Here is a 16,127-nt window from a genome sequence, read left to right on the forward strand (position 1 = left end):
CCGGCCCGGCCGGGACGCCCCTCATGCCTGCGGGGCGGCCGTCGACACCGACTCCGGCCGCCCCGCCGACACCAACCGCACAAAGGAGCACCCCTCTTCATGACCGGCACCACTCACCTCACCCGCCTGCGCACCCGGATGCTCGCCACCGCGTACAGCAACGCGGACTTCTGGGCTCGCCGCTGGGCTTTCCTCACCGACCAGGCGGTGGGCGCGCTCGCCCGCCGCGACCCCGCCGCAGCCGAAACCCTCGCCGCGTCGCTGTTAGCGCCGGAGTTCCTCCACGACACCCAGATCCTGGGCGCGGCCGTGGAGGCCGGCATCGACACCAGCCACTGGGAAGAGCGCCGCGAGAAGGCACGCGCCTACGCCCGTGAGGCCCATGAGCTGCCCCCGCGGTTCGACCCGGACACTGAGGCACGCAGGATCTGGGCGTCGCTGTTCGAGCACTACAAGCCGATCGCGGCCGCCTTGGCCGGCTACCTGCGTGAACTGCCGCCCACTTGGCAGGAGGACCTGTTCACCCCCAGCCCCGACTCTCCCGTCGGCCGCCGGCCGGACCCGGAGCGGCCGGGGCCGGAGACCGCGCCGTACGACGTGTCTTGGGAAGACTGCCCGGCCTGCCTCGAGGCCCAGGACCAGTGCCGCTACCACGCAGGTGTCCTCGCTGGCATGGAGTACCAGCGCGACCTGATCACCACGGCCCTGACCGACCACACCGCCATCGACCAACTCCAGCAGCGCCACGCCGAACGCGAAGCCAGCGCAGCCCAGACGGCAGCCGCCGACACCAGCATCCCCGCCACCGCATGACGCCCGGGGCGGGCGTCGACTCCCCGGTCCGGCCGCCCCGGCGCCCCAACCCTCCGTTGAACCCGCCAACAGGGCACCCTGACGCATACGACTGAGCACGACGAAGGCCCGTACCTCCCGCGGAACGCGCAAGGGTACGGGCCTTTTGTGGTTTTTAGGGGTCTTCGGCGGTGACTCCGAGTCGCCCCTGCATGTTGGGGTGCTTACGCCGTAAGCACCCCAACATGCAGGAACTAACGTCAAGACGAGTGAAAGACGTGATCTGCCTGACATATTTCAATCACCGGCGGCAGTATGCTGCCGCGCATGGCATCTCCAACATCAGGAGGTGAGCGGGAGAAGCTCGTATCAAAGCTGCCCGCCTCCCTCCGACAAGCCCTCAAAGTCCGGGCAGCGCAGCTCAGTACCGACCTCCAGGACGCCGTCACCGACGGCATCCAGGCATGGCGCGCCCATCAGGAGCCGCTCCCCGCAGTCGACACGTCAGGAGCCGAGTCGTTCGGAACCTGGCTACCAGAAGGCCTCTACGACGCCTTCAAGGGGGACTGCGTCACCCGCGGCGTCTCCTACATCCAAGGCCTCGCCCAAGCCGTTGCTCTATGGCTTGAGCAGAACCCTGCAGACGACGAGACCGCGCCGACGCGGCGCATCATCGTCTGCAACCAGAAAGGCGGGGTCGGGAAGACCGCCGTCGCCGCCGGCCTCGCCCAGGCGCTCGCGGAAGACCCCCACGCGCTGCCGGGCAAGACGAACGATGCCGCTGAGCTCGCCCAAGCCGCCGCACGGCTCGGACTTCGCGTCCTCATGGTCGACTACGACCCCCAAGGGCACCTCTCCCATCAACTGGGTCTCAAGGCCATTCCCGCCGGTGCGGAAAGCCTCATCACCCACATGCTCAACAGGGAACAGGCACGTACGCCTCTGATCGACCTCACCGTCGTCATAGACGAAGCACGTTTCGGCGACCGGCTGCGCATCCTGCCCGCAGCATTCGACGCCTTCCTGCTCGACTCCGGCCTCACCATGTTCCGCGGCCCCCGGCATGCAGCGCTCGAACGGGCTTTGGCACCACTGGAAGAGCACTTCGACGCCATCGTCATCGACTCGCCGCCCAGCCTCGGACTGGCCATGGACGCCGCCATCTACTACGGCCGACGCCGCGACGGTGAAAAGCCCGGCTCCTCCGGTCTGGTCATCCCTGTCGAAGCCGAGGACACCTCCGCCCAGGCCTACGGCATGCTCATCAGCCAAGTCGTATCCCTCACCGGCGATTACGACATCGAGGTCGATCAGCTCGGTCTCGTGGTCAACAAGTACGACTCGCGCCGCGGCTTCATCGCTACCTCCTCCCTGGACAAGTGGAAGAGCCTCGGCACACCCCCTGTCCTCGCAGTCATCGGCGACCTGAAGGAACAACGCGAAGCCGTGCGGCTCCAGAGAGCACTGCTCGCCTACGCCCCCGACTCCGACCAGGCCCACCACATGCGCGAGATCGCCCGGAGACTGACATGAGCAAAGCCGACGCTCTCGGCGGATCTGCCACCTTCGACGCCGTAGCCCAGCCCATGAGCAGCCGCGCCGCCAGCTTCGCCGCCTTCGCTGGCCAAGCCCCGGCGCCGCCTGCAGGCCCTACCGCAGCCCACAACGAAACCCCGCGTGTTCCCGTCGACCAGCTGGCCCCCAACCCGTACAACCCGCGGGCCACCCTCGCAGCCATAGAGGAAATGGCGGACAGCCTCACAGGCAAAGGCATCATCCAGCCCCTCACCGTCGTCACCCGGGACGCCTTCCTTGCAGCCCATCCCGAGCACGCCTCCGACCTCACGACGGCGCACTACGTCGTAGTCGACGGCAACCGTCGCCTCGCCGGCGCCAAGCTCGCAGGCCTTGATGACGTCCCAGTCCACATCGACGACTCCCTCGCCGGAGACGCCGACACCCTTCTGGAGACCGCGCTCACCGCGGCCGTCCAACACGAGGACCTCGAGCCCCTCGACGAAGCACGAGCCTTGCAGCGCCTGGTCGAAGTGCACGGCTCTCAGCGGGCGGTCGCCCGATCGCTCGGCAAGTCCAGCGGATGGGTCACCCAGAGACTTGCCCTTCTCAACCTGACCCCCGAGCTCAAGCAGGCCGTCTCCGAGAAGACGATTCCCCTGGATGTTGCCCGCACAGTCGGACAACTGCCTGAACAGCAGCAGCACAGCGCCGCCGAAGAGGCGATGAACCAGCGCGCTGCCAAGAAGCGGGAGCGGACGAAGAAGACCGAGCTCCCCCCGCCGCCCCGCACAAACGGCCCAGCTCGGCAGACCGCTGAAACGGCAAAGGAGCAGCCCGCACAAGCCACGGTCGATTCAGACAGCGAACTGCAGGCCCTGGCGCAAGATCTCCGCAGCCGCCTGACGCCGCAGCAGGTGGAGAAACTGATCGAGCTGCTCAAGGGGTGATCCTCGCGGGTGCTTACGCCGTAAGCACCCGCGATGGGCCGGCGGCCCGACACCCAGAACCGAAGGGGGGTGCTTACGTCGTAAGCACCCCCCCTTCGCTCAGTACGCACAAACTGCGCCACCTTCGGGAGAACGCTCTCCGCCGTGCTGGCCTCGGGGTTAGCATCCGCAGGTTCTGCACTCGGGGGAAGGGTGGGCGGATGCTGCGGCTACAGGCCTGGGTGGAGTTATGGGGGGCGAGGGCGCTCGACTTCCTGAGCGGGAGTGACAAGGACGGCATCTACCACCGGTGCGTGCTGGCCGCGCTTGACGATCCCGAGACGGCGCGGCTTCTCGACAAACGGGAAGGTGTGACCCGGGACGCTGTTCTGGAGCGGATGAGGACGGTCACCTACCACCGCTACGCCACCATCCGCTGCCCGTCTCTCCCCTTTGACGAAGCGGTCGAGAAACTGGATGAAATCCAGGACGAGCACGAGAGGGCAGCGCGCGAGACGCAGTGGAACTGGCGGGTGGTCTGTTCCCTGATCGTGCTCGGGGCCCTGGCAGTGCTGATCTTCGGCGGACCGTTCGCTCTGCTCATAGCGGTTCTGGCAGCTGCAGCCGTGATGTTCACGCTGTTCTGGCGCGGCTCGACGGCGTGGTTCAACCTCAGACAGTGCCTGGTCGCTGCCGCGCTGGGCGTCGCCTGGCTGGTACAGCGCTTCGAGGTAGGGGTGTGCGCCGCCCGCTGGGGTGAAGACCTGCAGGAACGAGGCACCGGCCCGGTGGTTGCCGATCTGGTCCGCCACCTGCTGGGTGACGACCCCGACTCCCTCTTCATCCCGGATGACTACGAGTGGGGCCTGCGCGCGCCCCGAGCACCGGGCTACGTCGTTGAGAACGGGGCCCGGCGGCAACTGGAGCGCAAACTCACGCATCTCGAGGACGGCACCATCGCGGTCTGCGGTCCGCGGGGTGCGGGTAAGACGACGCTGCTGGAGCAGTGCGTCAAGAAGGCCGGCTTCGGTGTGATCGTCCAGGCGCCGGCCACCTATACCCCGCACGACTTCCTGCTGTCGCTGTCCGTGCAGCTGTGCGAGAAGTACATGCGCGACCAGGGGTATGACCCGCCCGAGTTCGCGCAGTTGTCACCCGTGCGCAAGCTGTTGCGGCGTGTGAGGTTCCAGGCCAAGCGGCTGGGACGGTGGAGTTCCTTCGCGGTGCCCGCCGCCGCCCTGCTGGTGCTGGGCCTGTCTGCCTCGGTGCGCTCCCTGTATGAGCAGTACGCCACGTCCGTCTCCGACTTCGTGCGCACGCACACCGATGCGATCCGCGACGACGTAATCGCGATCTGGCAGGGCCACGCAGTCGTCGCGAGCGTAACCATCACCTTCGGCGGGATCGCCTGGTGGCAGGCGCGGCACGCTGCCTGGCTGCCGCGCATGCTGGGACGGCTGTGGATGCGTGGCATCAGGCGCATCGGGCTGCTCCTAGCCTGGGCATCCGCCGCCACAGTGCTCCTGGACGAACAGATCCGCCAGCAGGCCCTGCACCTCCACCGCACCCAGCCCGAGGCCCTGTACCAGACCGTCGCCTACACCGGGGCGCTGATGGCCGTGTGGTGGCTCTTGCGCCTGGCTCGCGATTCCGGTGTCGAGTTCCCCCTCGGGAGGTGGCACGTCTCCCTGGAGAAAATCTTCCGCCCCTTGGCCGCCGCTGCAGGGACGTACCTGCTGCTATATCTCATCGACAACCCGCAGACGCACACCCTTCTGGCGGACCCCGAGAACCCGCTGCGGCTCGCAGGCATCATCGCCGGAGTTCTGGTGTCGAAGGCAGGAGACTGGCACCCGCAGCCGGAAGAACCCGAACTGGTCACCCGGTGCCGCACCCACCTCTACCGCCTCCAGACGATCCAGCAGGCCACCCACGGCCTGACCACCGGCGGCGCTGCCCAGATCCTGAGCCTGGGCACCAACCACACCACGTCCGTCTCCACAGTCCCCCCGAACTACCCGGAACTGGTGGAAGAGTTCCGCGAACTGCTCAAGTACATCGCCGCTGAGAAAGTCGGAGACGGAAAGACCGTCTTGATCGCCATCGACGAAGTGGACCGCCTTGGTGCGGATACCGAAGCCCTGGCGTTCCTCCGAGAGATAAAGGCGATCCTCGGAGTTCCCTTGGTCCACTACCTGATCTCGGTGGCCGAAGACGTAGGGGCCGCCTTTGTCCGCCGGGGCCTGCCACACCGAGACGTCACCGACAGCTCCCTGGACGACGTCATCCACGTTCAGCCCAGCACCCTCAAAGAATCACGCGCCATCCTCGCCAAGCGCTCCCAAAGGCTGAAAGGCCCGCACGTCATGCTCGCCCACGCCCTGTCGGGCGGCGTCCTGCGCGACCTGCTCCGCTACGGGCTGCAGCTCCGCGAGATACAGGACAAGACGCAGTCGTACGAGCTCACTCACATCTCCCGCCACCTCATCCTGGAAGAACTCGCCGAAACGTTCGCTGGCTTCAGGACCCTGCTGAGTAAACAGCAGTGGACCCACGACACCAGCAGCGTCCTCGCTTCCTTCCGCACCCTCTGCGGCTATCTGCGCGACCCCTGCCCGTGCGTAGAAGCCGACATGCTGCAGACTCTCGAGCAGTTCGCCTTCTACAGCGAAGGCCCCCGATCACGCCCCGTGGACGCCGGCGACCCACCGCATGTGCCAGCCGATCCGGACCTCAGCAGTGAGGCACGCCAGCTCATCGATGAGGCCTCCACGTACGCCTACTTCTCGCTCACCCTGCTCGACATCTTCAGCACCGAAGGACTTGAGCGCCGCACACAACTGGCGGCTGAGCAGGGCCCGGACGGCGACCCTGAACGACTGGCCGACGCACGTCAGGAACTCGGCATATCGCCCTACAGCGCCCGACCTCTGATCGACACCGTCCGCAAGGCATGGTCGTTGCCCCTCGGACCGACCCCCGGCGGTCGCGTTCCGCCACAAGCCGTGGATTGCCCCCGCCACAGACGCCCGGTCATCGAATGAGCTCGGATACGTTCGACGCTGCGCGCGCAGTATTCGCACGGCACCGTCACGCGTCGCCGTAGAGGCTCCGCATCGCCTCCGTCCACTGCTCGGGCCGCGTCGTCTGGCAGCTGGGGCATCGGTGCCCGGTGACGCGCTCGGCGGTGGGGAAGTCGGACTGCGCGGAGCGCACCTGGAGCACGTCCAGGAGTAGCGGCGTGCGGCAGAGGGGACAGGGCTCTCCGTACCTGGTGATAGTCATGGGCGGGAGAGTGCACACACCGGCGGCTTACCGTCTCGGGCTGAGCAGACGGACCGCCTGGCGGGCGCTCCGGTAAAGACTTGGTGATGGCCTCCCGCCCGGCGGGAAGCACCCCGGATCACGCTTTTACGCAGGTCAGGGCCGGGGTTCCATGGGCCGATGATCAGCATGTCGCCAGTTCGCCCGGGGAACGGGTGGCGCTACCTCTTCCGTGGCGTGATGGTCGGCGACGGCCACCGCCCTGCGGGCACGCCGCTGCGCGCCGCCCAGGACGAAGCCGGTGTCCCGCCCGGCGTGTGGAAGGGCCGGGGCCTGGCCGCGCTCGGCCTGACGGCTGGGGACGTGGTGACCGAGCGGCAGGCCGAACTCCTCCTGGGGGAGGGCCGGCACCCGGACGCCGACCGGATCGAGCGCAAGCTCCTGGCGCAGGGCAAGAGCCCGGAGCAGGCCCGGCGGGCGACCGTGCTCGGCAGGCCCATCGAGCACAACCGCTCACCGAAGACCGACAAGGCCAAGGAGCGCACCCCCTGGCTCGCCTTCGACCTGACGTTCCGGCCCCCGCCGACGGCCCACCTCGCGTGGGCCCTGATGGACGACCGGCACCGCCTGGTGCTGGAGCTGTGCGACGACATCGCCCGCGACAAGACCCTGGCGTGGCTGGAGGAGTCGGTCGCGGAGATCCGCTGGAAGGCCGGCGGCAAGCAGCGGGCCCGGGTCAAGGATGGGCTGATCGTCGCGGTCTTCCGGCACTACGAGTCCAGGGCCACGGAATCGAGGCCGCTGCTCCACGCGCACGCAGTCGTGTCGATCCGCGCTCGGCGGCCGCACGACGGGAAGTGGGGGAACCTGTCGGCGGACTCGCTGATGACCCACATCGTCGCGGCCGACACCCTCTACCTCCTGTACTTCATGGAGGAGGTGTCCGCGCGGCTCGGGTGGGCGTGGGAGCCCCGTGTGGTGACGCCCGGCCGTCGGCCAGTCATGGAGATCGCGGGCATCGACCAGCGGCTCATCGGCTGGCAGTCGACCCGCCGCCAGCAGATCGAGGATGCGCTGCCCGTCCTCACCGCCAAGTACGAGGAACGGCAGGGGCACCCGCCGGGGGAGCAGGCCTCCTACGCGCTGGCCTGCCAGGCCGCCGACCAGACGCGCCCGCCCAAGCGCACGGAGCTGCTGTCGCTGACCGAGCTGCGCAAGCGATGGCGGGCCTCAGCGATCCGGGCCTACGGCGCCGACACCGTCGACCGGCTGGCGGAGCGGGCGCGGGCGGCGGCCGCGGCGGTGTGGGCGCGGGTGCGGCCGGTGGTCGACATCGCGCTGGCCGCCGTCGACGTCGTCGCCGTGGTGTACGTGATGCGCGGCGCCTTCAAGCGCCACCACCTGCTCGCCGAAGCCCGCCGCCACCTCTCCTACGTCCTGCGCGGCCGACCCCACCAGCCGGGCCTGGACGAACAGATCGTGCAGACGGTCGTCGACGACTACACCCGCCCGGCGAGCCGGCGGATGATGACCGCCGACCTGCGCGCCCTGTACCCGTACGACACCGAGGACCAGGCCGTGCTGCGTCCACTGACCCGCAACCGGTCCGCGCCCCCGTACGAGCGGGCCCGCCTCGCCGCCGGCGCGCTGACCGCCCGGGTCCAAGCGGTACGCCGCGCGGACCGCCTGGGCTCCCGGGCCCGGCCGCACACCGTCGCCGTGCCCGCCGCCCCGAAGTCCCGCCCGCGGCTGGTCCGCCCGGACCGGAAGGCCGGCCACGTCCCGGAGCAGAAGACCGACATCGCCACGATGGAGCAGACCCGCCGGACGCTCGAGGCCGCCGTCGCCAAGCTCCAGGACGGTATGCGGGAGCGCGCCGTCACCCACGGCCCCCGACCGCAGCCCGCCCCGACGGCGGCACCGTCGCACACTCAGCAGCCCGGCACTCAGCACGCACCGGGCCGGACCACAGGAGGAGTCGGGTGAGTACCCCGGAAGAACAGCCCAGCCTCGAGGACGCCCTCGCTCGCGCCCGCGCAGCCTCTCAGAAGATGGCCGCCGTCCTCGATGGGCCCCCGGCGTGGGAGCCGATCTGGAAGCGGCCCCGGAAACCGAAGTCGAAGGCGGAGAAAAAGCGGGAGCTGCGCAAGCAACGGCGGCGCCTCCAGGACGCCGGACGCCGCCGCCTCGCCGCCGGGCAGTCCCGCCGGCCCCGCGCCCGGCAAGGCCGGATCGGCAACGCGGCCGCGCGCCGCGACGCCCGCGCGCTATCCCGGTTGCGGCACTCCACCGCCTGGCTGTGGTGACGGTGCTGTGCATCGTCCACCGAGTGGAACCCCAGACGTCCTGCACTCAGTGGCGGTGCACGACATCGGTGTGGAGTCCACCCGATGGACTCCACACCGACTAGCCCCCGCGCCTTCGAGGACCGATCTTGGGCACTCTCGTTCTCGTCTCCGCAAGCACCCCTTGGACCGCACCACCAGGAGGAACCAGTGTCATACCCGCAACTGCTCACCCCCGAGGAGAAGCTCGCCGACGCGAAGAAGCTGTTGAGCCTCCCGCATATCGTCGTGATCTGCGGCTCCACCCGCTTCATGACCGAGATGAACGAGGCCGATCTGCGGGAGACCAAAGCCGGAAAGATTGTCGTCAAACCGGGCATTGACATGAAGTCGCCGCACGAACTTTGGTCCGGTCCTGTCGAGGCCGAGGCGCTAAAGGTTCGACTCGCCGGTCTGCACCGGGCGAAGATCCGGCTCGCTGATGAGGTGCTCGTAGTCGGCGACTACATCGGAGACAGCACCCGAGCCGAAATCGCCTACGCCCGGTCGCTGGGCAAGCCCGTGCGGTTCACGCACCCCGAAGTCGCCCCTGACGCCTGACCGCCCGTTGCCACCTCGACAACGAGGGCCAGCAGCCCGCCGCACCGACCGTTTCGCGGTGGCTTCGGCCACCGCCCATCCCACACCATCCGCAGGCATCCCCTGGAATTGATCATCTAGCTTCCGAACAGCACGTGCGCATGGACGTGCTGGAACACACCGATAGCGTCTGGGAAATCGTGTACGGGCCGTCGTACACCCGCGCGCCGCAGCCACGGCCGGCGGAGCCCGATCTGACCCGGGGCGGGCCGCATCCGTTCTGGGCGCCCGGCTGGGAGAAGCACAGCACCTGGGGCTACGAGAGCGAACCGAGCGGGCAGACCCACCTGTACGCGCAGTTGATTCCCAATCAGGACGGCCCGGACGCCGAGCCGCGTATCTGGATCACTCCGCCCCGGCACGTGGTGCAGAACGTCGATGAGCTGGCGGATGCCATCGCCGCGGCCATCGCGCCGTACGAGCCGGTCGCACCCCCGGCGGTAGTGGTCAAGCGGTGGCTGACCGTTCGGCCCATGTCCTGGGGATGAGGGCCTTGCCAGCCGAGTGACACAGCTGACGGGACATCCCAGCTGACCTGCTCGCCCGCCGACAGCAAAAGACTCCGGAGGACTGTTCTCCGGAGTCTCTCTGCTTCCGAGTGTCCGGCCGGTACTGAGGGGCTGCCGCAGCGGGCCAATCGGCACGCGTCACGCAAGGCGATGTGTACCGCACTGTGCGAAACCGGTACGGTCACCGCATGTCTGGGGAGCACAACACACAGGGCGCTGCACGCAGGGGAGTTGGCGCGGGCGTGGTCAGCGCCGAACTGCCGGCGCAGAGCGGACCGCCGCTGACGGAGTTCGAGCTCTCGGTCGGCGAGCGCAAGATCCTCCAGTTCAAGAGGAAGCCTCAGATCACGGCCGTCGCCGAACTGGTGTGGAACGCTCTGGACGCTAACGCCACCGAGGTCGACGTCGAACTGCGCCGCTCCAGCATGAAGGCGATCACCGACGTCGTCGTGACCGACAACGGTCACGGCATGACGCCAGAACGAGCACGCAACGCCTTCCAGGCATACGGCACCACCTGGAAGACCAGCAGGACGCACACAGAGGGTGGTGAACGCATCCTGCACGGCCGCAACGGCGAAGGCCGCCTCTACGCCTTCGCCCTGGGCGACCGGCTTACTTGGGAGTCGACGGCCGTGGTCGACGACGCCCTGGTCGGGGTCCAGATCCGCGGCAACGCCGACCACGCCACCATCTGGCAGGTTGAGGAAACAGAGCCGACCCGGGACAAGCCCGGCACGACGGTCCGCATTTCTGTTCCCCAGGGCAAGCCCCTGAGCCGCCTCGAGCGCGACGACGCCGCCGCGAACCTCACCGCCAAGCTGGCGTTCTACCTCCGTGCCTACCCGCACGTGCGCGTCACGTTCGACGGCAAACAGCTCGACCCCAGCGACATCATCGTCGGCGAACCCATCGACCTGGAACTGGATCTCCCGGAGGAGTACGCCGGCGAGGACCCGCCCCCAGTCGTCACCTTTGTCGAGTGGAACAAGCGGATGGGCGACCGCAAGATGCTCCTCTGCAACGCCGACGGCATCGCCCTGGGCGAGTACGGCAGCGACTGGTCCGACGGCATCATCAGCTTCACCCCCTACCTGCGTGCCAACCTGTTCAACGGCCTGTCCGTCGACGACCTCCACGGGCTGACCATGTCCCACTCCGGGCTCCTGGACGCGGCCGTCAAGGCCGTTCAGCAGCACCTGGCCGTCCGCGGAGCCCAGATTTCAGCAGAGGTCGTGCGACAGCTGAAGACCGAAGGCATCTACCCCTACGACGACCAGCCGGTGACCGGCGCGCTCGCCATAGAGCGCCAGACCTTCGACGTCGTCGTCACCGCTGCCCGCCACGCACTTCCCGCCAAAGGGGCGGCCCGCAGCCTCTCCGTCAACCTCATCCGCACCGCGCTGGAGAGCAGCCCCGGCGACCTCCACGCCATCCTCGAGAAGGTCCTGGCGCTCAGCGACGACGACCGCCGGCACCTGAAGAACCTCCTGGACAGCACCGACCTGACTCACGTCATCGGCGCGGCCACCACGGTCACCAACCGCCTGAACTTCATCCAGGCCCTGCGCAAGATCCTTGCCGACGAACACCTCCGCAAGAACCTGCGCGAGGTCGACCAGCTCCATCCCATGGTCAACAAGAACCTGTGGCTGTTCGGCGAGGACTGGCACATGACCAGGAGCGAGCTGGGACTCACCAACGTCCTCCAGGCCCACCTGGAAGACCACCTCGGTGAAGACGTCGTCCTGGAGCACGAACTCGAAGCCGTAACCCAACCGGACGGGCGCAGCGGCCGGGTCGACATCCTGATGTTCCGCAGCCGCCGGGACGACCACTCCACCGAGCGCCTCGTCATCGAGCTCAAGCGACCGACCGTGAAGGTCGGCCCGAAGGAACTCACCCAGATCAAGAACTACGCCCGAGCCATCATCGACGACCCCCAGTACAGCGGGGTGGGCTGCAAGTGGCGCTTCTACCTCGTCACCTACGAATACTCGGACAAGATCCTCCGCGACATCCGGCAGAAGGACCGGCCCGCCGGCCTCGCCGACGTACAGGACGACTACGAAGTCTGGGTCAAGAGCTGGGGCGAGATCCTCGACGCCGGGGAGAGAAAGCTGCGGTTCTTCCAGGAGCAGCTGAACTACGAGGCGACCGACGACCGCGTAACCCGGCACCTACGCGAGAGCTACTCACACTTCATTCCCGACGCCTTGGCACAACCGCAAGACGGGTCCGAAGAGACTGAGCCGACGGCCACCCCGGAACAGGAACAGTGAAAAGCGAGGCCCCGAGCTCATGTCCCGGGGCCTCGCGCGGTCCGACTCAACGGCCAGACGATATCGGCGTCATGCCCACTCCACGCCCAGCTCCCGCAGCGCCTCCAGCTGCTCCTGGGCGAGCTTGTCGCGCCTCGATTTGGTGTTCGATACCCACACACCTAGTTTGACGAGCACAGGCTCCGTCTCGCCGTCGACCACGATCTCTTCGCTGTGGCCCCGCGGTACAGGCCGGTGGGCGCCTTCCCGTTCAACCCACTGCGCGAGGGCCGTCAGACCCCGCTGGAACGCCTGCTGCGCTTTGCTCAGGCCCTTCGCCGCGCCCTTGGCGGCCGGGGCCGGAGACGGCGCCTCAGCGGGCTTGATGCCCAGCTGGGACAGCCGCTCCTGCTGCTCGGGCAGGAGCCGCGCCCAGACGGCCGGCTGCTTCTGCTGCTGGAGCCACTTGCCGATGTCGTCGCCGTCCATCAGCACGCCGGGTGCGATGTCGGGCAGGCTGCCGTCGGCTTCGACCAGGTCCGCGAGGACGCGGTAGTGCCGCTGCCAGTCCAGCGGCCACGGGCAGTCCCAGTCCGGGTCGATCGCGGCCAGCTGCGCCGCACGCTGCTCCGCCCGCTTCGGATCCTTGCCCAGGCCGTTCTTCGCGCCCTTCCGCCGCAGGTTGGCCATGTGCTGCCCGACCGGCACCATCGCCTCACCCTCACCCCACACGGCGTCCTGCCGGGGCGCGAGGTGCCCGGTGGCCCGCCGGTACGACCGGAGCGCGGCGAGCTTGGCCTCCCAGGCTTCCTCGCCGGGCTCCCACACCATCCCGGCCTCGGGCGCGTCCAGCAGCTCCTTGCGGTGCGGATCGAGTTCGCCGGCGCGCAGCGTCTTGCGCTGCTGGTGCACCCACCGCCCCAGCGGGAAAGCTTTGGTGACTCCGACCTCGACCTCGGTGTCGTACGGAACGGCGTATAGGCCGGTGATGTCGTTCTCCCTGCGCCAGCGCAGGAGGGCCTCGTAGCCTTCCAGCCAGGCCAGGGACTCCGGTCGGTACACCCGCGTACGCAGGAACGCGGCGATCGTGGCGGCGTCGCGCGGGCTGGAGAAGTGCAGCAGCGCGGACTCGGCAGCGGCATCGGCGCCGTCCTGCTCCTGCTCCTCACTGTCACCCCGGCCCCCGGCCCCGACGATCCGTCCGTCCTCGTCGCGCCGGACGTGGACCTTGCGCTTGCCGCTGGTGAGGGCGCGGGAGGCGAGCTGCTCGACCAGGCGTTCATCGTGTGAGCGCAGGCCCTGGAGCACGGCTACGAGGGGGCGGTAGGAGGCGGAGGCCACCATGTCCTGCGGGTCTTCGCCGGGCTGGAGGAAGACGGGCACGATGATGCGGGCGACCTTGGTGGTGCCGTCGCGGTTGGGCCGGAGCGCGCGGCCGATGTTCTGCACGATCTCGACCTGGGAGCCGCGGGTGTCGGCGAAGCAGATGGCCTCCACGCCCCGCTCGCCGGTGATGTCCACGCCCTCCCCGAGCACGCGAACGCTGGCGAGGAACGCACGGTGCACCCGCCGCCCGGCCGCGTCGATGCCGTTGGCGAACTGGCGCAGCACCTCGCGCCGCTCGGACACGAGGTGGTCGCCGCACAGCCACGCCGACCAGACGCGGTCCGGCGGGACGTGGCGGCCGGCCTCCAGCTCGTAGAACTCCGCGTCGATCGAGGACTTCGGCAGCTTGTCGGCGGCGGCCAGGTCCTCGTCGGTCGCGTCATTGACGTACAGCGCGGCCGCCGTCTCCGGCAGCTTCTCCGCGAACGCCGCGGCCTCCTCCACCTTCTGGTGGAACGTCATGACCGTACGCAGGTTGTACGCGGCGGCGTGCTCCAGGAGCGCGGTCTGCAGCAGCGCCAGACGCCGGCCGCGCCGCGCCTCCTCCGACTCCCCGAGAACGGGGGAGGGGTCGCGGATCTCCAGCACGTCGATCTCGAATCCGGCAAGGATCTCCCGCTCGATCGCCTCCGACAGGCCCAGCTCGGCGATCCACGCGCCGTAGGTCCCGTTCGGGTCGTCGGCCATGGTCGCGATCTCCGCCTCCTGGCCGCCGGTGCCCTTCTGTGGGCGGGGAGCGGCGAGGATGCGCGGGGTCGCGGTCAGGTAGAGCCGGAAGTCCGCCGGGATCCGCTGGTTGTCGTGGATCGCCGCCCACGGGCGACCAAGATCACCGGCGGTTCCGTGGGCCTCATCCACGATCGCGAGGTCGAAGCCGTCCATGCGCTGGCCGTAGAGCCGCTCCCCGCCCGCCAGAGCGGCCTCCAGCGGCCCGCGAACCTTCCGCTGACCCGTTGGGTCCTCCGGGTCCTCGCGGTCCACGAGAGAGGCGTAGGTGGCGAACACGACCACGGGGCCGTGCCCGGCCCACAGGGCGAGCTGGATCGCGTTGGTGGTGGTCCGCACGCCCAGCTCGTTGAGGACCGGGTCGTTCTCCAGCGAGCACACCGCGACCATCGGGGCCCGGTGGCCCACCGCGCGCCACGCCTGGGCGGTCTGCACGAGCAGGTCCAGGGTCGGCACGGTCACGAGGATCCGGCCGTCCGCGAACGACTCCAGCGCGCACGCGGCGGCCATGATCGTCTTGCCCGAGCCGGTCGCTGACACGATCGTGGCACGGGCACCCTGCGGGGGCACAGATGACCTTGCAGGGAATCCCACCCACCTGCGAAACGCGGCGCGCTGGTCTACCTGGTGTTCCTTGAGCGGAATCTCTGACATTTCCTTGCCTCCCCTATGCCTGACTTTTCCGTGGTTTCAGATGGCCGCGTGCGGAATGCAGGTCGTGCCCTAGTCTTTCCAGATCGACGCATCCGCCTTGTGCCAGCCGCCCAGCTTCCCGTCCTTGAAAGGCGGTTTGTCGTCCGGGTCGTAGTGCCCGGCATCGCGCGTGCAGACGATGACGTCCCCGTCACCGTTCACTGTTCGCGCGGTGCACAGACCGCCGGCTTCGCCCAGCGCTTCCAGCACCCGCCGCCGCGCCGTGGTGTACGGGTGGGTGCGGCAGCACGGTCTTCCAGACGTACGCCTCCAGGCGCATCAGGTCGGCCCGCTCACGCTGCCTCACGTCCGCGATGTGTACGGCCAGATCAGCGGCCCGGGCCGACCGGCCGCCGCGCCGGGACCACTCCCGGTCCGCGATGCCCACCAAAGCCTCGCTCACGGCCCTCACGCCGTCATCCCAGCCGTCCGCGAACAGCGGGCCCCGAGAGGCCGGCGCGATGCCGTCCAGCTCCACCACCTGGCACTGCGCCCCGGCGACCGCCCCAGCCTCCAGCGCGGCCACCAGGTCGTCCGCCTCACTCGCGGGCACTCCCTGAGCCTCCAGGAGCGCGAACAGCCTCAACCGGGCGTTCACACCCGCAGTCTGGTACTGCATCACCCGGCGCACAGAATCGCTGCTCAGTGCGGGATCGGGTCCGGTAGATTCGTGATGACCGGTCATCTACGGTCGTTCCTCTCGGAATTCCAGGGAGGTTCCCGGGCGGTTGGGGGGGTGTCCCGTGTTTCCGCCAACGGTACATGCTGCATCAGCCTGATGCGGCCACTACACTGGAACCCACGCGAACGAGCGACCCCCACCCTCGTAGCCAGCCCGGCCCGCGTCAGCGGGCCCCACGGTTCTGGAGGCGCAGCCGGAAGGACCGTCAGGCGGGGGAGCGCAGCGGACCCGCCCGGGAGTGCGGAGCACTCCCCAACTCCTCCACTCCAACCCCCACTAGCCGCACCGTCAGACCCCAGCCGCCCGGCCGCGCATCGCGCGGCCCGCCGGGCGCGCAGCGGCCGGCCCCACACCGTCCCGAAGCGCAGCGAAGGGACGGGCCCGCGCATCGCGCGGGCCAGCGGGAGCGCAGCGACCGCCCCGCTTGCTCCGGGCGCAGCCCGGAG

At 68.9% G+C, this 16,127-nt stretch carries 12 protein-coding genes; 9 read left to right on the forward strand and 3 right to left on the reverse strand.

Features of this window, described 5'->3' with window-relative positions; all coding sequences use genetic code 11:
• Positions 1-99 precede the first annotated feature (99 nt).
• The 4 genes from HCJ93_RS26660 to HCJ93_RS26675 all read left to right on the forward strand — a co-directional run bounded on the left by HCJ93_RS26660 (position 100) and on the right by HCJ93_RS26675 (position 6,280).
• Complete coding sequence (locus HCJ93_RS26660) at positions 100-813, forward strand: hypothetical protein (RefSeq protein ID WP_167998375.1); 714 nt, start codon at positions 100-102, stop codon at positions 811-813.
• A gap of 306 nt (positions 814-1,119) precedes the next feature.
• A complete protein-coding gene (locus HCJ93_RS26665; protein ID WP_167998376.1) occupies positions 1,120-2,325 on the forward strand; it encodes a ParA family protein in 1,206 nt (401 codons plus the stop codon).
• On the forward strand, positions 2,322-3,257 hold the full coding sequence (locus HCJ93_RS26670) for a ParB/RepB/Spo0J family partition protein (protein WP_167998377.1): 936 nt from the start codon (positions 2,322-2,324) through the stop codon (positions 3,255-3,257). Before HCJ93_RS26665 ends, HCJ93_RS26670 begins: the two co-directional genes overlap by 4 nt.
• A 200-nt stretch (positions 3,258-3,457) precedes the next feature.
• On the forward strand, positions 3,458-6,280 hold the full coding sequence (locus tag HCJ93_RS26675) for a P-loop NTPase fold protein (RefSeq protein WP_167998378.1): 2,823 nt from the start codon (positions 3,458-3,460) through the stop codon (positions 6,278-6,280).
• A 46-nt stretch (positions 6,281-6,326) separates the two neighbouring features.
• Here HCJ93_RS26675 and HCJ93_RS26680 read toward each other — a convergent pair whose 3' ends face one another.
• Positions 6,327-6,521 (reverse strand): hypothetical protein, encoded by a 195-nt coding sequence (locus HCJ93_RS26680; RefSeq protein WP_167998379.1) that lies wholly within the window; start codon positions 6,519-6,521, stop codon positions 6,327-6,329.
• A 159-nt stretch (positions 6,522-6,680) separates the two neighbouring features.
• Here HCJ93_RS26680 and mobF point away from each other — a divergent pair, with 159 nt between their 5' ends.
• The 5 genes from mobF (at position 6,681) to HCJ93_RS26705 (ending at position 12,215) form a co-directional block, all read left to right on the forward strand.
• Positions 6,681-8,486, forward strand: coding sequence for a MobF family relaxase (mobF, locus tag HCJ93_RS26685; protein ID WP_240967892.1), 1,806 nt, complete (start codon positions 6,681-6,683; stop codon positions 8,484-8,486).
• Entirely contained in the window at positions 8,483-8,806 is a 324-nt protein-coding gene (locus HCJ93_RS26690; protein ID WP_167998380.1) for a hypothetical protein, read from the forward strand. Before mobF ends, HCJ93_RS26690 begins: the two co-directional genes overlap by 4 nt.
• Before the next feature lie 189 nt (positions 8,807-8,995).
• Positions 8,996-9,385: a hypothetical protein gene (locus HCJ93_RS26695; RefSeq protein ID WP_167998381.1), complete on the forward strand. Its 390-nt coding sequence runs from the start codon at positions 8,996-8,998 to the stop codon at positions 9,383-9,385.
• A 140-nt stretch (positions 9,386-9,525) separates the two neighbouring features.
• The gene (locus tag HCJ93_RS26700; protein WP_167998382.1) at positions 9,526-9,912 is read left to right on the forward strand and encodes a hypothetical protein; all 387 of its coding nucleotides are present in this window, start codon (positions 9,526-9,528) and stop codon (positions 9,910-9,912) included.
• A 209-nt stretch (positions 9,913-10,121) separates the two neighbouring features.
• Positions 10,122-12,215: an ATP-binding protein gene (locus HCJ93_RS26705; protein WP_206317993.1), complete on the forward strand. Its 2,094-nt coding sequence runs from the start codon at positions 10,122-10,124 to the stop codon at positions 12,213-12,215.
• A gap of 69 nt (positions 12,216-12,284) precedes the next feature.
• Here HCJ93_RS26705 and HCJ93_RS26710 read toward each other — a convergent pair whose 3' ends face one another.
• Together HCJ93_RS26710 and HCJ93_RS26715 are read right to left on the reverse strand one after the other, a co-directional pair.
• Positions 12,285-14,960: a DEAD/DEAH box helicase gene (locus HCJ93_RS26710; protein WP_167998383.1), complete on the reverse strand. Its 2,676-nt coding sequence runs from the start codon at positions 14,958-14,960 to the stop codon at positions 12,285-12,287.
• A gap of 190 nt (positions 14,961-15,150) precedes the next feature.
• The gene (locus HCJ93_RS26715; RefSeq protein ID WP_240967894.1) at positions 15,151-15,684 is read right to left on the reverse strand and encodes a hypothetical protein; all 534 of its coding nucleotides are present in this window, start codon (positions 15,682-15,684) and stop codon (positions 15,151-15,153) included.
• Between the last annotated feature and the right edge of the window lie 443 nt (positions 15,685-16,127).

This window comes from Streptomyces composti, from assembly GCF_012034205.1.
GTDB lineage: Bacteria > Actinomycetota > Actinomycetes > Streptomycetales > Streptomycetaceae > Streptomyces > Streptomyces composti.

What these genes read in the sequence shown, in the direction of transcription:
- HCJ93_RS26665 (WP_167998376.1), top strand. Translation starts at nt 1,120, where the DNA reads ATGGCATCTCCAACATCAGGAGGTGAGCGGGAGAAGCTCGTATCAAAG.
- HCJ93_RS26675 (WP_167998378.1), top strand. Translation starts at nt 3,458, where the DNA reads ATGCTGCGGCTACAGGCCTGGGTGGAGTTATGGGGGGCGAGGGCGCTC.
- HCJ93_RS26670 (WP_167998377.1), top strand. Translation starts at nt 2,322, where the DNA reads ATGAGCAAAGCCGACGCTCTCGGCGGATCTGCCACCTTCGACGCCGTA.
- HCJ93_RS26660 (WP_167998375.1), top strand. Translation starts at nt 100, where the DNA reads ATGACCGGCACCACTCACCTCACCCGCCTGCGCACCCGGATGCTCGCC.
- HCJ93_RS26715 (WP_240967894.1), bottom strand. Translation starts at nt 15,684, where the DNA reads ATGACCGGTCATCACGAATCTACCGGACCCGATCCCGCACTGAGCAGC.
- HCJ93_RS26705 (WP_206317993.1), top strand. Translation starts at nt 10,122, where the DNA reads ATGTCTGGGGAGCACAACACACAGGGCGCTGCACGCAGGGGAGTTGGC.
- HCJ93_RS26680 (WP_167998379.1), bottom strand. Translation starts at nt 6,521, where the DNA reads ATGACTATCACCAGGTACGGAGAGCCCTGTCCCCTCTGCCGCACGCCG.
- HCJ93_RS26710 (WP_167998383.1), bottom strand. Translation starts at nt 14,960, where the DNA reads ATGTCAGAGATTCCGCTCAAGGAACACCAGGTAGACCAGCGCGCCGCG.
- HCJ93_RS26700 (WP_167998382.1), top strand. Translation starts at nt 9,526, where the DNA reads ATGGACGTGCTGGAACACACCGATAGCGTCTGGGAAATCGTGTACGGG.
- mobF (WP_240967892.1), top strand. Translation starts at nt 6,681, where the DNA reads ATGATCAGCATGTCGCCAGTTCGCCCGGGGAACGGGTGGCGCTACCTC.